The sequence below is a fragment of the Arthrobacter tumbae genome (assembly GCF_016907495.1).
Lineage (GTDB): Bacteria > Actinomycetota > Actinomycetes > Actinomycetales > Micrococcaceae > Arthrobacter_D > Arthrobacter_D tumbae.
In genome coordinates, this window is sequence record NZ_JAFBCC010000001.1 from 1352831 (window position 1) to 1367879 (window position 15049).

General features: G+C 64.7%; 19 protein-coding genes. 12 read left to right on the top strand and 7 right to left on the bottom strand.

What is annotated here, in order from left to right; translation table 11 throughout:
• Positions 1-86 precede the first annotated feature (86 nt).
• On the top strand, positions 87-503 hold the full coding sequence (locus JOD47_RS06415; protein WP_204533027.1) for a YkvA family protein: 417 nt from the start codon (positions 87-89) through the stop codon (positions 501-503).
• Positions 504-587: 84 nt separating this feature from the next.
• On the opposite strand, the gene JOD47_RS06420 is transcribed toward JOD47_RS06415, so the two are convergent.
• The 4 genes from JOD47_RS06420 to JOD47_RS06435 form a co-directional block, all read right to left on the bottom strand.
• Positions 588-1418 carry a DUF1206 domain-containing protein gene (locus tag JOD47_RS06420; protein ID WP_204533029.1) on the bottom strand — a complete coding sequence of 277 codons (831 nt, stop codon included), beginning with the start codon at positions 1416-1418 and terminating at the stop codon, positions 588-590.
• Positions 1419-1498: 80 nt separating this feature from the next.
• Positions 1499-2143 carry a dihydrofolate reductase family protein gene (locus JOD47_RS06425; protein ID WP_204533031.1) on the bottom strand — a complete coding sequence of 215 codons (645 nt, stop codon included), beginning with the start codon at positions 2141-2143 and terminating at the stop codon, positions 1499-1501.
• Positions 2140-3237, bottom strand: a complete 1098-nt coding sequence (locus JOD47_RS06430) for a PLP-dependent cysteine synthase family protein (RefSeq protein ID WP_204533033.1) — start codon at positions 3235-3237, stop codon at positions 2140-2142. Before JOD47_RS06430 ends, JOD47_RS06425 begins: the two co-directional genes overlap by 4 nt.
• A 258-nt stretch (positions 3238-3495) precedes the next feature.
• The gene (locus JOD47_RS06435; RefSeq protein ID WP_204533035.1) at positions 3496-4266 is read right to left on the bottom strand and encodes a MerR family transcriptional regulator; all 771 of its coding nucleotides are present in this window, start codon (positions 4264-4266) and stop codon (positions 3496-3498) included.
• A gap of 78 nt (positions 4267-4344) precedes the next feature.
• On the opposite strand from JOD47_RS06435, the gene JOD47_RS06440 reads away from it, so the two are divergent.
• From JOD47_RS06440 to JOD47_RS06470, 7 genes are all read left to right on the top strand, one after another.
• The gene (locus tag JOD47_RS06440) at positions 4345-4824 is read left to right on the top strand and encodes a nucleoside deaminase (RefSeq protein WP_204533036.1); all 480 of its coding nucleotides are present in this window, start codon (positions 4345-4347) and stop codon (positions 4822-4824) included.
• A 133-nt stretch (positions 4825-4957) separates the two neighbouring features.
• Entirely contained in the window at positions 4958-6073 is a 1116-nt protein-coding gene (locus JOD47_RS06445; protein WP_204533037.1) for an AI-2E family transporter, read from the top strand.
• Between the two features lie 11 nt (positions 6074-6084).
• Entirely contained in the window at positions 6085-7416 is a 1332-nt protein-coding gene (locus tag JOD47_RS06450) for an APC family permease (RefSeq protein WP_204533038.1), read from the top strand.
• 2 nt (positions 7417-7418) lie between these two features.
• Positions 7419-8168, top strand: a complete 750-nt coding sequence (locus JOD47_RS06455; protein ID WP_204533039.1) for a hypothetical protein — start codon at positions 7419-7421, stop codon at positions 8166-8168.
• A complete protein-coding gene (locus JOD47_RS06460; protein WP_204533040.1) occupies positions 8165-9799 on the top strand; it encodes a RecQ family ATP-dependent DNA helicase in 1635 nt (544 codons plus the stop codon). Before JOD47_RS06455 ends, JOD47_RS06460 begins: the two co-directional genes overlap by 4 nt.
• A 108-nt stretch (positions 9800-9907) precedes the next feature.
• Positions 9908-10111, top strand: coding sequence for a hypothetical protein (locus JOD47_RS06465; RefSeq protein WP_204533041.1), 204 nt, complete (start codon positions 9908-9910; stop codon positions 10109-10111).
• Between the two features lie 129 nt (positions 10112-10240).
• The gene (locus JOD47_RS06470; protein WP_204533043.1) at positions 10241-10579 is read left to right on the top strand and encodes a hypothetical protein; all 339 of its coding nucleotides are present in this window, start codon (positions 10241-10243) and stop codon (positions 10577-10579) included.
• Here the strand turns inward: JOD47_RS06470 and JOD47_RS06475 are convergent.
• A complete protein-coding gene (locus JOD47_RS06475; protein WP_204533045.1) occupies positions 10557-11690 on the bottom strand; it encodes a winged helix DNA-binding domain-containing protein in 1134 nt (377 codons plus the stop codon). The two genes, JOD47_RS06470 and JOD47_RS06475, sit on opposite strands and share 23 nt — an antisense overlap.
• Before the next feature lie 57 nt (positions 11691-11747).
• Here JOD47_RS06475 and JOD47_RS06480 point away from each other — a divergent pair, with 57 nt between their 5' ends.
• From JOD47_RS06480 to JOD47_RS17475, 3 genes are all read left to right on the top strand, one after another.
• Entirely contained in the window at positions 11748-12410 is a 663-nt protein-coding gene (locus JOD47_RS06480) for an alpha/beta hydrolase family protein (protein WP_204533047.1), read from the top strand.
• Positions 12411-12440: 30 nt separating this feature from the next.
• On the top strand, positions 12441-13187 hold the full coding sequence (locus JOD47_RS06485) for an alpha/beta hydrolase (RefSeq protein ID WP_204533049.1): 747 nt from the start codon (positions 12441-12443) through the stop codon (positions 13185-13187).
• Positions 13188-13317: 130 nt separating this feature from the next.
• Positions 13318-13551: a YegP family protein gene (locus tag JOD47_RS17475; RefSeq protein WP_204533051.1), complete on the top strand. Its 234-nt coding sequence runs from the start codon at positions 13318-13320 to the stop codon at positions 13549-13551.
• Between the two features lie 5 nt (positions 13552-13556).
• Here the strand turns inward: JOD47_RS17475 and JOD47_RS06495 are convergent, their stop codons facing one another.
• Both JOD47_RS06495 and JOD47_RS06500 read right to left on the bottom strand, forming a co-directional pair.
• Positions 13557-13952: an ArsR/SmtB family transcription factor gene (locus JOD47_RS06495; RefSeq protein ID WP_307836215.1), complete on the bottom strand. Its 396-nt coding sequence runs from the start codon at positions 13950-13952 to the stop codon at positions 13557-13559.
• Positions 13953-14118: 166 nt separating this feature from the next.
• Positions 14119-14334, bottom strand: coding sequence for an Rv3202a family protein (locus tag JOD47_RS06500; protein ID WP_204533053.1), 216 nt, complete (start codon positions 14332-14334; stop codon positions 14119-14121).
• 131 nt (positions 14335-14465) lie between these two features.
• Here JOD47_RS06500 and JOD47_RS06505 point away from each other — a divergent pair, with 131 nt between their 5' ends.
• A complete protein-coding gene (locus JOD47_RS06505) occupies positions 14466-15011 on the top strand; it encodes a GNAT family N-acetyltransferase (protein ID WP_307836216.1) in 546 nt (181 codons plus the stop codon).
• The last annotated feature ends 38 nt before the right edge of the window (positions 15012-15049 follow it).

Here is a 15049-nt window from a genome sequence, read left to right on the forward strand (position 1 = left end):
GTGTATGTCCCCCGGATTTCCCCACCCGCTAACCCTAACGGGCGGCCGTGCTCTCGAACAGACACGGGGCACATAGGGTTGGCAGCATGTCGTGGGAACCTGTAGTCGCTATCCTGGCGGGGCTCCTTGTTGTGTACGTGGTGGCGCTCGTGCTCCTTTATCTCTACGCGCGCAGGAATCCCGAAACCGTGAGCATGCGCAGCGCCCTGCGCCTGCTTCCGGATCTGCTCCGGCTCCTCCGATCCCTGTTGAGAGACCGAGAGGTCCCGCGATCGGTCCGAGTGCTCATCGTGGTGCTGCTGGCGTACCTGGTCCTGCCGATCGACCTCGTACCGGATTTCATCCCGGTGCTGGGGTACGCCGACGACCTGATCATCGTTGCCGTCGTCCTCCGCGCAGTCATCCGGCGTACCGGACCGGAGCTGCTGGCCCGCCTCTGGACGGGCGACGACGACGGCCTGCACGTGGTCCTCCGGCTTGCCGGATACGCCGAACGTCCCTGAGTACGAACTTTCGTGCAGATCCAGTGGCTTCCGGCCCCCCCCCCCGAAATCGCCGGACGTGCGCAAAAGTTCCCAGGAGGTGGGTCACATCCGCCCGAACTTCGCGCGCACCAACGCGAAAATGCCGTAGCAGATAAGGCCCACCGCAATGGAGATGAGCATCGCATCACCGAACGGGTGGTCCGTCAGCGCCTTCAGGCTGCCGTCGAGCCCCGTGGAGCGTGCAGCGTCATGGGTAACCACAGCGGCAATGAACAGGATCCCTACGAGAATGAGGGCAATTCCTTTCGCGACGTGCCCGATGACTCCGAGCACCTCGATGAGGGCCCCGCGGTGCGTGTCCTCGAAGTGCCGGAGCTCGGGCCGGAATTTGCGGAGGAGCCCCTTGAAGACAAAGTGGACGCCAATTCCGAGGACGGTCCCGCCAACGGCAAGGATCACAAAAATGCCGAAGCCGGAGCCGATCATCGCCGCGGTGAAATCGCGGGTTGATTCGCTGGAGTCAACTTCCCCGCCGAAGGCGAACCGGGCAAAGGTGAAGGCCATACTGCCGTAGATGATGCTCAGCGATCCGGAGGATATTGTCTTGGAGACCTGTTCCCCGGTGGGCAGGTGGCGGGCGCGCAGGGTCGCTTCGCTGAGCTGCCAGGCAGCGAGTCCGAGGCACCCGATCGCGCAGGCCCACATGATCCACGGGCCGGACGTTCCACCAGCCAGCTGTTCCAGGGCGCCGGTCGGCTCAGCCTCACCGCTTCCTCCGAACGCGATCTGCAGCGCAATGATGCCGATGAGAATATGAACGACGGCGAGAACGGCGAATCCGAAGCGCGCGACGGCGTCGAGCACTGCATGGTCCGACGCATCCTCCGCGACATCCGCGGCCTCCCGTGCCCGGGAGCTTCCATCCGTTGACATTCACCGCTCCTGCATTTACCTGGGATTTCAGGGTACAACCGCAGGTGCCTTTCGATGGGCGCAAGCCCGCAGTGCAGAGGTCAGCGCCGCCAGAACAGGTGATGGGTCACGCCGCCGGCGCTGGGAACAACCTCGAGATGGAAGCGATCGAGCAACTCCTCGGGCGATTCCCACAGGCGCGCCCCGGATCCGAGTTCAACCGGAGAGACAGCTACGTGCAGCGTGTCCACGAGATCCGCGTCGAGAAACTCCCGGATGGTGGTCGCGCCGCCGCCCAGCCGGACATCCTTGCCATTGGCGGCCTTCCGCGCGTCAGCCAGCACCGTTGCTGGATCAGCGCCGGTGAAATGGAACGTGGTATCGGACAGGGTGAAGGAGGGCCGCTCGTGGTGGGTCATTACAAACACTGGAGTATGGAAAGGCGGTTCGTTGCCCCACCAGCCCTGCCAGTCCTCGTTCTGCCACGGGCCACGGTGTGGACTGAACTTGTTTCTGCCCATGATTTCCGCCCCGATGTTGTTGCTGAAATCCCGGGTGAAGTAGTCGTCGAGGCCGCGGGTCCCTCCGGGGTCAGTTCGGTTCGGCCAGCTTGCCGTTGCTCCTGCCCAGGCGAACATGGCGCCGGGGTCTGCGTGACCGAACGGTCTTTCCAGGCTCTGGTTCTCACCGGCTCCGAAACCGTCACTGGAAACACCGAAATTCTGGACCCTCAGTAGCTGGTTCACCTGATACTCCTCATCGTTGTCGCCGGCCACTCCCCCGTATCGAAGAACTGCTCCAGCAGTGCGAGCGCGGGCCCGGGATCCAGACCACGCTCGGCCAGCCAGGAGTCGTCGTTATAGGAACACGCATAACGCTCACCAGAGTCGCAGAGGAGGGAGACGATACTCCCCTGCCGGCCGGCCGCCTTCAGTTCCGCGACCAACTGCCATACTCCCCACAGGTTGGTTCCGGTGGACGGACCGGCTGACATCCCCGTCCAGGTACGGAGGTGCCGGGAAGCGGCAACCGAAGCGGCATCGGGGACCTGGATCATCGCGTCAATGACTGAGGGAACGAAACTCGGCTCAGGCCGGGGCCGGCCGATCCCCTCGATCCGCGACGGCTTCCCGACGGCGGCGGCACCTTCCGCCCAGGTGGGATAGAACGCCGAGTTTTCCGGGTCCACCACGGCAAGCCGTGTGGGGTAGCGGTTGTAGCGGAGGTACCTGCCGATGGTCGCGCTGGTTCCGCCGGTTCCTGCGCCGACAACCACCCACTCGGGAACGGGAAACCTCTCGTGTTCCATTTGCCGGAAGATCGATTCGGCGATGTTGTTGTTGCCGCGCCAGTCGGTGGCTCGTTCGGCGTACGTGAACTGGTCCATGTAGTGGCCGCCGGTCTCCGCCGCAATGCGCTCGGCGGCGTCATACACTTCCGACGCCCCGTCAACGAAGGAGCACGTCCCGCCGTACTGCTCTATCAGCGCGATCTTCTCGGGACTGGTGGATCGGGTCATCACCGCAACGAACGGCAGTCCGAGCAGTTGCGCGAAGTACGCCTCGGAGACGGCCGTCGATCCGCTGGAGGCCTCAACGATGGTGGCGCCCTCCCGGATCCAGCCGTTGACGAGCCCGAACAGGAACAGCGACCGGGCCAGCCGGTGCTTCAGGCTTCCCGTCCGGTGCGTCGACTCGTCCTTGAGGTAGACGTCGATGCCCCAGCTCTCCGGCAGCGGCAGCGCGAGCAGGTGGGTGTCGGCGGACCGGTTGCCCTCGGCCTCGATGCGCCGGATGGCCTCATCCGACCAGGCGCGGTCAGCCACAGCGGAAATCGTCATATCTGCACCTTACGGAGTCACGCCGACAAAAGGGCCACCGACGACGACGGCGCCCCCGTGGGTGCTCCGGCGCCCCCTTGCGCGAGCAACCTGGACATCGGTGAGGGAAATACTGCTCACCGATCTCCAGCCTGGTCCCACTCGTGTCCAGGTTGCTCACCTGCACTCCCCGAAACGACGGTGACGGCTACCCGCCGCATGGCAGGGAACGACGACGGCGCCCCGGTGGGTGCCGCCGTCGTCGTCCCTGCCCTTCCGCTAGAGGTGACGGTCGGCGAAGACCTTCAGCGCGTCGCGCACGAACTCCGCGCCCTTCCGGCCGCCGTAGTTCGCGCCGAAGCGGTCATCGGCGACGTACATGTCACCGAGCCCGGTGACGTACTCCTTCGAGGGCCCGCCGCCCGAGGGCCCGCCGCCCGACGACGGCAGACCGGGCACCCCGGACAGCCATTCGTAGTGCCGCCGCGCCAGCTCCTGGGCCTCAGCGCTGTCAGCCCCGACGCCCTGCTCTGCAGCAGCTGTCCAGTCAGCGCCGAGCTGCGCCGTCCGCGCCTTCCACGCCGCTCGCTCAGCATCACTCATGCCGGTCCACCAGCGGTCTCCGGACGCGTACGCCTCCTTGCCCCACCGCTGCTCCACCTCGTCCTTGTACTGCGTGGAGTCGAAGCCGTTGAACATGTTCTCAGCCATCAGTTGTTCACCTCCTTCCAGTTGTTCGATGGTCAGCGAGACCGACGCGATCTGTCGCGCCAGCCGCTCCTGCTCCTGCCTCAGCAGCTGCAGGTGCTTCTGCAGTGCTCGGGCGGGCTCCGGTTCCCTGTCCAGCACGTCGGCGATCGCAGGAAGCCCCAGCCCAAGGTCGCGCAGCAGGAGGATCCGCTGCAGCCTCACCAGCGCGCCGTCGTCGTAATAGCGGTAGCCGTTGCTGCCCACCCTGGAGGGCGGCAGCAGACCCAGGCGATGGTAGTGCCGCAGAGTGCGGCTGGTGGTTCCGACCAGCCGCGCGATGTCCTGAATCGATCTGTCCATGTGCTTCTCCCTGCCCGTCTTTCTCACGGTATAGGTTGACGCTGCGTCAAGGTCAAGAACCGGGTGTAGGGTTCGTAAATGAGCACTGGAGAGGCGCAATTCCTTGCCCGCGCCATCGACCTCGCAACCAGGAACGTGCACGACGACGGCGGTCCCTTCGGAGCCGTCATTGTCACCGGCGATGGGCGCCCGTTTGACGGAACCAACCGCGTGACCGCGAACAACGACCCCACCGCCCACGCCGAAGTCATGGCCATCCGCAACGCCTGTTCGTCGCTCGGGACCTTTGATCTGAGCGGCTGCACTCTCTACACGAGCTGCGAGCCGTGCCCCCTCTGCCTGTCCGCCGCGCTGTGGGCGCGCGTCGACGGCATCGTGTACGCGGCAGACCGGCATGATGCGGCTCAGGCCGGCTTCGACGACGCCGTGTTCCACGAGTTCTTCGCCAAGCCTGTGCAGGAACGGTCAATGCTGGTGCAGCAGCTTGAACTCCCGGGCTCCGCCAGCATCAGCCCTTTCCGCGCCTGGGCCGAGCTGGCCAACCGCATCGATTACTAAGCGCGCTCACGTGCCCAGAAGCGCATACGGAGCCCCACCCCGGCACCCGCGCTGACCTCCCCGCGAAATTACACAGTATGCTTAGCATTTAGTTGCCCGCAGCACACCGATCACCTCCGGGGAAGGGAAACCTATGGCCGGCTCCCGCTTGCACAGCTCCAGATCAAGTCCATGGACGGACGGCCTCGGCCGGACAGCGTCCAGATCCGCACAGATTCTGCTGATACTGACCCTTGCGGTGGTGGCCATCTACGGGCTGCTCCAGATCCGGCTGCTCGTGATCCCGATCATCATTGCGCTGATCCTTGCGGCCGCCATCGGACCCTTCGTGAACCTGCTGCGGCGGCGCGGAGTTCCCGGTGCGCTGGCCACGGCCATAGCCTTCCTCGCCCTGCTGATCGTGATCTCGGGCGTCATCACCATCATCGTATTTTCGGTCCGAAGCCAGGCTGACGAGCTGATTGCCGCAGCCACCGAAGGCCTGGACGAGCTACAGGCCTTCCTCACCAGCGGACCGTTCCCGATCTCGCCTGAACAGCTGGACCAGGCACGCACCGCCATCATCGACTACGCAACAAGCGCCCAGTTCCGCTCCGGCGCCATCTCGGGTGTCTCCGTGGTGGCTGAATTCCTGACCGGCGCCACCCTGACGGCCGTCATCCTCTTCTTTTTCCTGAAGGACGGCAAGAAGATCTGGGAGTTCTTCCTCCGACCCTTCAAGGGCGAGCGCGACCAGAAATTGCGCCGCTCAGGTGCCCGCACCCTGGAGGTACTCGGCAGCTACGTCCGCGGAACGGCAATCGTTGCGCTGGTCGATGCCGTGGCCATCGGCATCGCACTGCTCATCCTCGGCGTACCGCTGGCCCTGCCGCTCGCCATGATCGTATTCATCGGTGCGTTTATCCCGCTGGTGGGAGCCACCCTCGCCGGCGTCCTGGCCGCCCTCGTTGCGCTAGTGGCCAACGGACCGATTGTCGCGCTCATCGTGGTCGGCGTCGTCGTCGCCGTCAACCAGCTGGAAGGTGACCTCCTGCAGCCCATCGTCATGGGCAAGTCGCTACGTCTCCATGCCCTGGTGATCCTGCTCGCGCTGACGGCCGGAACCATCCTCGCGGGCATCATCGGCGCCGTGCTGTCCGTTCCGATCGCGGCCGTCACATGGGCGGTCCTGCAGGTATGGACGGCTGAGGATCCGAGGATGGAGCCGCTGAATCCGGACCTGCCGCCCGCAGGCACCGAACCAACCTGAGGATGGGAAAAATGACCACAGAAACGGCTCCATCGAAACTTCGGCAGGGTATTTCCGGCAAGCTGCTCTACCTGTTCATCCTCGGCGACGTGCTCGGTGCGGGCATCTACGCACTGGTGGGCGTGATCGCCGCCGAGGTCGGCGGAGCCATCTGGGTGCCGCTGATCGTTGCCCTGGCGCTGGCTCTGCTCACGGCCGGCTCCTACGCGGAATTGGTGACCAAGTACCCCAAGGCGGGTGGAGCGGCCGTCTTCGCACAACGGGCGTACAAGACCCCGTTCATCTCCTTTGTCGTGGGGTTCTGCATGCTCGCCGCCGGCGTGACCAGCGCGGCCGGGCTGACGCTGGCGTTTACGGGTGACTACCTCTCCGCGTTCATCGCCGTCCCGCCCGTGTGGGCGGCCGTGGTGTTCCTGGCACTGCTTGCACTGCTGAACGCACGCGGCATCAAGGAATCGGTGCGCTCCAATGTGGTCATGACGGTCATCGAGGTGTCCGGACTGGTGCTCGTGATCGTCGTCGTTGCCGTGTTCCTCGGCCAGGGCGGCGGCAACCCGGGGCAGATCTCCCAGTTCCCGCCCAACGCGAATCCTGCCGTTGCCGTCCTCGGAGCGTCCCTCATCGCGTACTACTCGTTCGTGGGCTTCGAGGTGTCGGCGAACGTCGCCGAGGAAGTGCAGAACCCGGCGCGCGTCTACCCGAAAGCTCTGTTCGGCGCCCTCTTCACCGCAGGTGCCGTCTACCTGCTGATCGGGCTGGTGTCCGCCGCCGCCCTACCCGCCGAAGACCTGGCCGGCTCCACCGCGCCCCTGCTCGACGTGGTCACCGCCACCGGCTTCGGGATTCCGCCGTGGCTATTCAGCCTGATCGCTCTCGTGGCAGTCGCGAACGGTGCACTGCTGACCATGATCATGGCGAGCCGGTTGACTTTCGGCATGGCCGAAGAAGGCCTCCTTCCTCCGGTCCTGGGCAAGGTCCTGCCCAACCGGCGCACGCCGTGGGTAGCCATTATTACGACGACGGCGGTCGCCATGGCCCTGACCCTCACCGGCGACCTCGCCTCGCTCGCCGAGACGGTGGTGCTGCTGCTCCTGTTCGTCTTCATCAGCACCAACATCGCGGTACTGGTTCTCCGCCGGGACCGTGTTGAGCACGCACACTTCCGCGTTCCGACGGTTATTCCCTACCTCGGCGTTGCCTCCTGCATCCTTCTTCTCATCCAGCAGTCCGGCGAGATCTGGCTGCGGGCGGCAATTCTGGTGGGTGTCGGCGTCGTGCTGTATTTCATCAGCGCGGTGGTGATCAAACGCAACAACCGTGAGCGTCAGGCGGACGCGAGGTAGCCATGATCGTGGCCCTGCTCGCTTCGCTGGTCATTGCACTGGCCCTGGCGGCACTGCACCTCGCCGCTCCGCGCATCCGCAAGCTGCCCTTCGTGCCGGAAAGCGTGACCGGATCCTTCGCGGGAGGACTCGCCGTTGCGTACGTCTTCCTCCACCTGCTCCCGGAAATCGCGGAGGGTAACGAGGCGATCGGCGAGTTACTCGAGGACACCATCGAGGTCACGCCGCTCTTCGACCTCGGGATCTTCGTCGTGGCGCTCACCGGTTTCACCATCTTCTATGGGCTGGACCGGCAGGCCACCACCCGGCGCGCAGACAAACGGCCGGATTCCGCCGGCGCATACTGGCTGCACATCGGAGCGTTCGCCGGGTACAACGCCCTGATCACGTACACCATGGCGCTGCGCGTCGAAACGGGATACCTCTTCGCGATCCTGTTCGCCATCGCCATGGGCCTGCACTTTGTACTCACGGACCGGCACCTTGAGGAACATTATCCGCACCGGTTCGCCGCCACCGGCCGGATTGTCCTCGCCGGAGCACTCCTTCTCGGTTGGCTGCTGTCCGCCCTGTTCGCGCCGACCAGCACTGTTGTCGTTGCCATTCTGACCGCCCTGCTGGGAGGCTCCGTCCTGTTGAACGTCTTCAAGGAAGAGCTGCCGTCAAACCGCGGCTCAAGCTTCCCCTGGTTCCTCGCGGGCCTGGTGCTGTACTCAGCGCTGCTTGCCCTCATTACGGCGGCCGCCGGATGAACAGAAAACTTGAGGCCACCGCGCGGGAGCTCTTCGGCTGGGATTCGCTCCTCCCCGGACAGCGCAAGGCGCTGGACGCAGCCGACGACGGCCGGAACCTCCTCTGCGTCCTTCCCACCGGTTACGGAAAATCCGCCATCTATCAGGTGGCGGCCATGGCCGTCCCGGGCGTCGCCGTCGTCGTTTCGCCGTTGATCGCCCTTCAGCGCGACCAGGCGGAGGCCATCAATGAGGCACTCGGCGAGGTCCGGGCCCATGTCCTGAACTCCACCGCGACGGACAGCGAGATCGACGCGGCGTGGGCAGCCGCGGAAGACCCCGATGAGGGGCGCCGCGCCAAGTTCCTGTTCCTGGCGCCCGAGCAGCTGGCCCGCGAGGAAACAGCCGCGCGGCTGACAGCGCTGGACGTGTCTTTCCTGGTAATCGACGAGGCGCACTGCGTTTCCGCGTGGGGGCACGACTTCCGGCCCGACTACCTCCAGCTGGGCTCGCTGGTGGAGCGCCTCAAGCGTCCGGTCATCGCGCTGACGGCCACCGCTTCTCCCCCTGTGCGGCAGGAAATCCAGGAGCGGCTGAAGCTGAAGGACGCCGTCGTTGTCGCTGAAGGTTTCGACCGGCCAAACCTCCACCTCAACGTGCAGCAGCACGAGTCCGACCGGGACAAACAGCGCGCGGTAATGGAGCAGGTGGTCTCCCTCGAGGGGCAGGGGCTGCTGTACACGGCAACCCGGAAGCAGACCGACCAGTACGCACAGGAACTGCGGGACGCGGGACTGCGTGCCGACGCCTACCACTCCGGGCGGAAAAAATCCGAGCGGACCGCGCTGCACGAAGCGTTCCATGCCGGCGAGCTGGACGTCATGGTGGCAACAACGGCGTTCGGGATGGGCATCGACAAGCCGGACGTGCGGTTCGTGGTGCATGCGAACATTCCCGATTCCCTCGACAGCTACTACCAGGAGGCAGGGCGTGCCGGGCGGGACGGTGAGCCGGCCGCCGTCGTGCTTCACTACCGCCCTGAGGATCTTGGGATCCGCCGATTCTTCGCCGCGAAGAACGTGCAGGAGGACAGCCTTCGTGAGTTGTTCGCCGCTTTGCGGGCAGCGGAAAGCGCACTCGATGCCGCCGGAATCCGGGACGCGACCGGACTGACCCAGCGCAAGCTCTCCGGGCTCCTGAACCAACTGGTTGAGGTGGATGCGGTCCGTGAGCGGGCCGGGAAGTACCGCGCAGTGGCGACGAATGCAGGGCAGGTGATTGCCGACGTCGTCGATCATCAGAAGCGGCGGCAGGAGGTTGACCGCTCCCGCGTGGAGATGGCACGGCAGTACGCGGAGTACCGCGGATGCCGGCGAAAGTTCCTGCTCGGCTACTTCGGCGAGGAGCGGGAGGGCCTGTGCGGTGCGTGCGACAACTGTGATTCCGGCCGGTCGGCGGAGCATACTGACGACGACGGCGGGAAGCACCCCTTCCCGCTGCAAAGCACCGTCCGGCATGACGAATGGGGCGAAGGCGTGGTGATGGGATACGAGGATGGCGCCGTCACTGTCCTGTTCGGGGAGCACGGGTACAAGTCGCTGTCCGTTCCGCTCGTGGAGGAGAAAGACCTGCTGACGGCGGTGGGGTCCTGAAGGTACTGGTGTGCGCGGAAACTGCGCGTTCCGTCATACGATCTCGCGCAACGCTCGACAGCATGGTTACACTTCGAAAGAGAACCGTAATGAGCCCGAAAGTGACCCATGGAAACCAACCACAAGATTTCCCCGGAGGAACCGTTCCCGGAAGACCTGACCGTGCTGGATGACGTCGAGGTCGAGGTACTCAACAGCAGGATCCATCGCGAGCTTGAGGCGGAGTATGCAGAGGGCCTCCCGGAGCCGGAAACCGAGGCGCGTCTCGAGGAGGTCAACCTGGAGTTGAACCGGCGCGAGCAGGAGAACTGACCCCTTCATCGGGAACACTCCGGACTGGACAGGCTGTCGGCCTGCCTGGTCCGGATTGTTCTTTAACCGGGGTGACTTAATCGAAAATATGTTCTACTTTTAAACCCGGCACTGGAGAGGTGAAGGGTAATGACGGCGCAGCACATAGACGAGGTTCAGCCGGGGTCGCGGTCCCTCAACGAGGAGGCAGATGTACGCTTCACGGCCCGGGGCGAGCCGCTGGCCCTTCGATGGAGGGCCAGCATCTGGCAGGTTCTGGATGATCCCATGCACTGGACAAGCTCCCGAAGCTGGTGGGAGCCGGACCCTTCGGGAATCATGGGCCAGGGCAGCATCATGACACAGCAGTACTGGCGGTTCAGGGCACAAACGGGGCCGGCGTCCCCCATACTCGTCTTCGACGTCTGCAGGGATCCCCGCTGGGAGGGCTGGCGGCTGGTCCGGGTCACCAATCTCGGGTCCGGTTGAGTTTTCGGGGCTTTTCAGGCGTGCGCTTATCGGCGAGAAAACGCGCGTAGGCAGCGATGGCGCCGTCGAACACTTCGGTGCCGCTGATTGCGGACTCGGCAAACGGAGCGGTGTCCGCCGTGTTGTCCCGCGGGTTTCTGCGCCAGGTTCCGACGGCGCGGCCGTCCAGCAGAAGGGACGGCTTGAATACTCCGTTCTTGGCCAGCTGGATGCGGGAGGCATATTCGGGCGGCAGCGAGGGGGCGCGGTCCTGGTAGCCAAGAATGTACTCGTCATACCCGGCCAGCAGCAGTCCGCCTTCGGTAAGCGGGTCCGGTTCGGTGACTTCCGGCAGGGCCCAGTAGCTCGCGCCGTCGTAGACGTACTCCTCCAGCTCGCTGCGTGCCTGAGCCAGGCCAACTTTCGCGTCAGCGAGAGTCAGTTTCGACCACCAGGTGAAGTCCTGCAGCCGTGCCGGGCCGTGTCCGGTGAAGTACCGGAGAACGAACCGCCGGAGAGCCTCGTCCCGATCCGGCGGCGCACCGTTACCGGGAGCCCATTCGTCAAGCAGCACTAACGCCTGCTGCGATCCGTCGGAAGGCCCCCAGCAGACCAGCTGCGTCTGCGCCAGATACCAGATGATGTGGTACCCCCGTTGCCCGCTGGTGGAGATGCCTGAGCCGTCAAGGGTTTCCAAAAACTCATCCCGGCTGAGCGCCATGCCGCCCGCGAGCGCCTCACCGGCTACATCCCGGGCCCGGTGGAGTGTGCGCTGGTCAAGGTCGAGTTCCGCCAGGCGGCGCGACGCAGACTTGATCATTCGCTCCGCCGTCAGCCCGAGCATCCAGCGGAGGTCAGCCGGCCGCACGAAGTGGAGCGTGCCGCGCACCGGCGCTGACCGCACCACCTCTGCACTATCGAGGACAGCGAGGACCTCGTGACGCGTGGAACCGCGAACTCGCGAGCCAACCGCCCAGAGCGCCTGGCCGAAGTCCTGCGCCTGGACTGCGAGCATCCTGTCGACCACGCCGGCCGGGCCGGGCGGGCCGGGCGGTGTTTGGCCGTCGCGGCCGGGGAAGTGGTGCGCGAGCCGGAGCTGCAGCAACTGGTCCCGGGTGATCGGAGTTCCCATGGCATCAGTATGCGTTGTTCGGTACCTGCACAGGAGGACCTGCGGCATGATGGGCAGATGTCCTCCTCCGAGCACTTCACCCTGCGCGTTGACGACGCCGATTTCTCCTGCACCTACGAGCGGCCGGACACGCCGCAGGCAACCATGATCATCGCTCATGGAGCCGGCGCGGGGATGAATCACCCTTTCCTCCTCGGCTTCAGCAACGCCATGAACGACGCCGGCTTTGCCACCCTGCGCTTCAACTTTCCCTACATGGAGCAGGGCCGGCGATTCCCGGACCGCCCTCCGAAGGCGATCGCGGCCTGGCGGGAAGTGATGGCGCATGCACAGGAGCTCACCCCGGACGGAGCGGTGTGGGCGTGTGGGAAATCCTTCGGCGGCCGGATGGCGTCCATGGCAGCAGCGGAGGGAATGGACGCTGCCGGCTTGATCTTCCTCGGTTATCCGTTGCACCCGCCGGGCAAACCCGAGAAAATCCGCGACGAACATCTGGTCCGCATTGAAAAGCCCATGCTCTTCCTGCAGGGAAGCAACGACGCGTTCGCGCGGAAGGAGCTCCTGGATCCGGTGGTCGCGAAGCTCGGTGAGCGGGCAACGCTGCAGTACGTGCCCGACGCCGATCACTCCTTTGCGGTCAAGGGCGCCAAGCGCAGCCCTCAGGACATCGGTGCATCGCTGGCTCCCGCGGTGTCGTCATTTATTGCACGGAGTGGTTAGGCCCGCACTCCCGCTGGGTACGGTGAATCTATGCCGACTCCCGCTCCCGCCAATCTGACAGTGATTCCAGCCGTGGATGGAGCCGATGTTCACAGACCTGCGGTCCTCGTGCTTCCGGGAGGCGGCTACGGCAAGACCTCGGACCACGAGGGCGAGCCCGTCGCCGAATGGCTCGCCGGGCTCGGCATCCACGCATTCGTCCTTCGGTACCGGGTGGCCCCGCACCAGCATCCCGCGCCGCTGATCGACGCCAAGGAAGCAATGCTCTGGATCCGGGAGGGGCAGCACGGCGTTGCCGTGGACGGCGGTCGCGTAGGGGTGCTCGGGTTCTCAGCCGGTGGACATCTCGCCGCCACGCTCTCGACAGCTGCGTCCACGCAAAATCCGACACTCGACGTCCTTTCCGCCGTCCCCGACCTGTCGATCCTCTGCTACCCGGTGGTGTCTTTCACGGAAGCTGTCCATCAGGGGAGCATCGATAATTTGCTGGGCCGATCGCCGTCGTCGGACCTGCTTCGAGAGATGTCACCGGAACTGAACGTCACCGACGCAACGCCTCCGGCGTTCCTCTGGCACACGGCCGACGACGGCGCTGTGCCCGTGGAGAATACCTTCGCCTATGCACGTGCCCTGATCAGGCACGGAGTTCCGGCCGAGGTCCACGTCTTCCCGCACGGCTCGCATGGGTTGGGCTTGGCTGCGGGCGAATCCGGCCCCGACCAGTGGACCGCGCTGTGCGGCAAGTGGCTTTCGCGGCAGGGCTGGATCAGCCGCTAAATCCACAAACCTTGGGAAAAGGTTGGAGGGAAGTGTCTTCGACCGTCACATAGCTTTCTTATATTACGAATTGATGAAATCCTAAAGTCATCAGGCGCACCGTAGCGCCTCAGCACCGGGGGAGGAATTTGTGGCCGGGAACTTCGAGATCTTCAGGGATGCCGACAAGCTATACCGCTTTCGACTCGTGGATGAGCGGGGCGGCATCCTCGTGACCTCTGCCGGATACGGGAACAAAGATGACGCCGCGACAGCAATAACCGCCGTCCGCGAGCATGCCGCCATGGGACACATCCACGATCGCTCCGACCCTTCCGCACGGACGCCGCGGGTGCGGCATGTGCGGCGCCGCGCGACGGCTTAGTTGCGCTACCGCCTGGGAGCGGACTCGGCTTCCCCGGCTTCAACGGGTTCCGGCGCAGCCCACTCCGAGGTGCGCAGTTGCTGCTGCGTGGACTCCAGAACCTCGCCCAACAGCATCTTCGCTGTTGCCAGCAGATCGGCAACTCGCGGATACGCCAGGCTGTAGAAGACCTGGCTGCCGCGCCGCTCGGACACGACGAGGTGGTGCGTCCGCAGCACGGATAGGTGCTGGGAAAGGCGGGACGCTTCGACACCCATATCGGAAATGAGGTCCGTCACCGAGACGTCCGGCGAGGTAGAAAGAATCTCAAGAACCCGCACCCGCACGGGATGCGCCATGCCTTTGAACAGGTTGGCTTTCACCTCATAGAGAGGCCGGTGCGCTCCGGGAAATGCCTCCACGAAAACCATCATCCTTAGCGTGCATGGACCGGGGCGATCACAGGATGACAGCCGGTACAGAAAAAGTGCCTCTCGGCGATTGCCCGGGCAGTTGAGGACTTCATCATACCGTCATGTGCTACCCGCAAGTAGTATCCCTCTGGACCGGGCGGGCTGAGGGGTGGTGTCAGTCGGATTCTTCCCCTACGGGACCGCGTGGATAGTCATCCTCGCCGGATACCGACTGAGCCTGTTCGACGACGTCGGCCTCGTTCGCTTCGCGGGTCCCCGCTTCAAGCGGCTGCTCAGTGAGGTCATCAGCGGAATCGTCACCGACGGCTTGCTGTTGCTCAAGCCGGTCGGCATCATTGGCCGTGAACGGCTCATCGCCTTCCGTGGACATGTCTGGCTCCTCCGTCTGAAGGGAAACGTGCACCTACGATAATAAGCACGCTTGCTATTTTTGTGAAGAGGTGCCGATGGGTTTGCGGAGACGCTGCCACCGGCCCGAAGACCATTCAAGGAGTACCAGACGTGGAAAGTAGTGAGGGTGCAATCCTTCGACGCTGGACGCCCGACGACGCCGGCGCCCTCAACGACGCCGCGTCCGGCAGCGAGGACCTACTCATCCAGTTTGGTCAGCAGGACCTGGCGACCCACGACGCGTGCAGGCAATACATCGAAAACCAGTTGGCAACCGAAAGCGCGTCAGCGCGGCATTTCGCTGTGGCGGTCGACGGCGTTGCGGTCGGCGATATTGGCATTTCCTCGATGGAGTTCAATCACGGCACGGCCTGGGTCTCCTACTGGTTGAACGCGGAGTTCCGCGGCCGCGGACTGATCACCAGAGGTCTGGTGTCGGCGTCGGAATGGGCCTTTTCAGAAAGCCTCTTCCGCCTGGAGCTGGGGCACCGGGTCAATAATCCCGCCTCATGTAGGGTGGCAACCCGCGCCGGATTCCAGGCCGAGGGTGTTGAGCGCGCAAAACTGCGTTATGGCGTCGAACGCTACGACGTGGAGACACACGCCCGCCTGGCAACCGACCCCGCGCCGAAAGACATCGCGCCGCTTCCCCGATGAACGGAATGCAAGGATTGAGGCCAGAAGTTCGCTCGCCC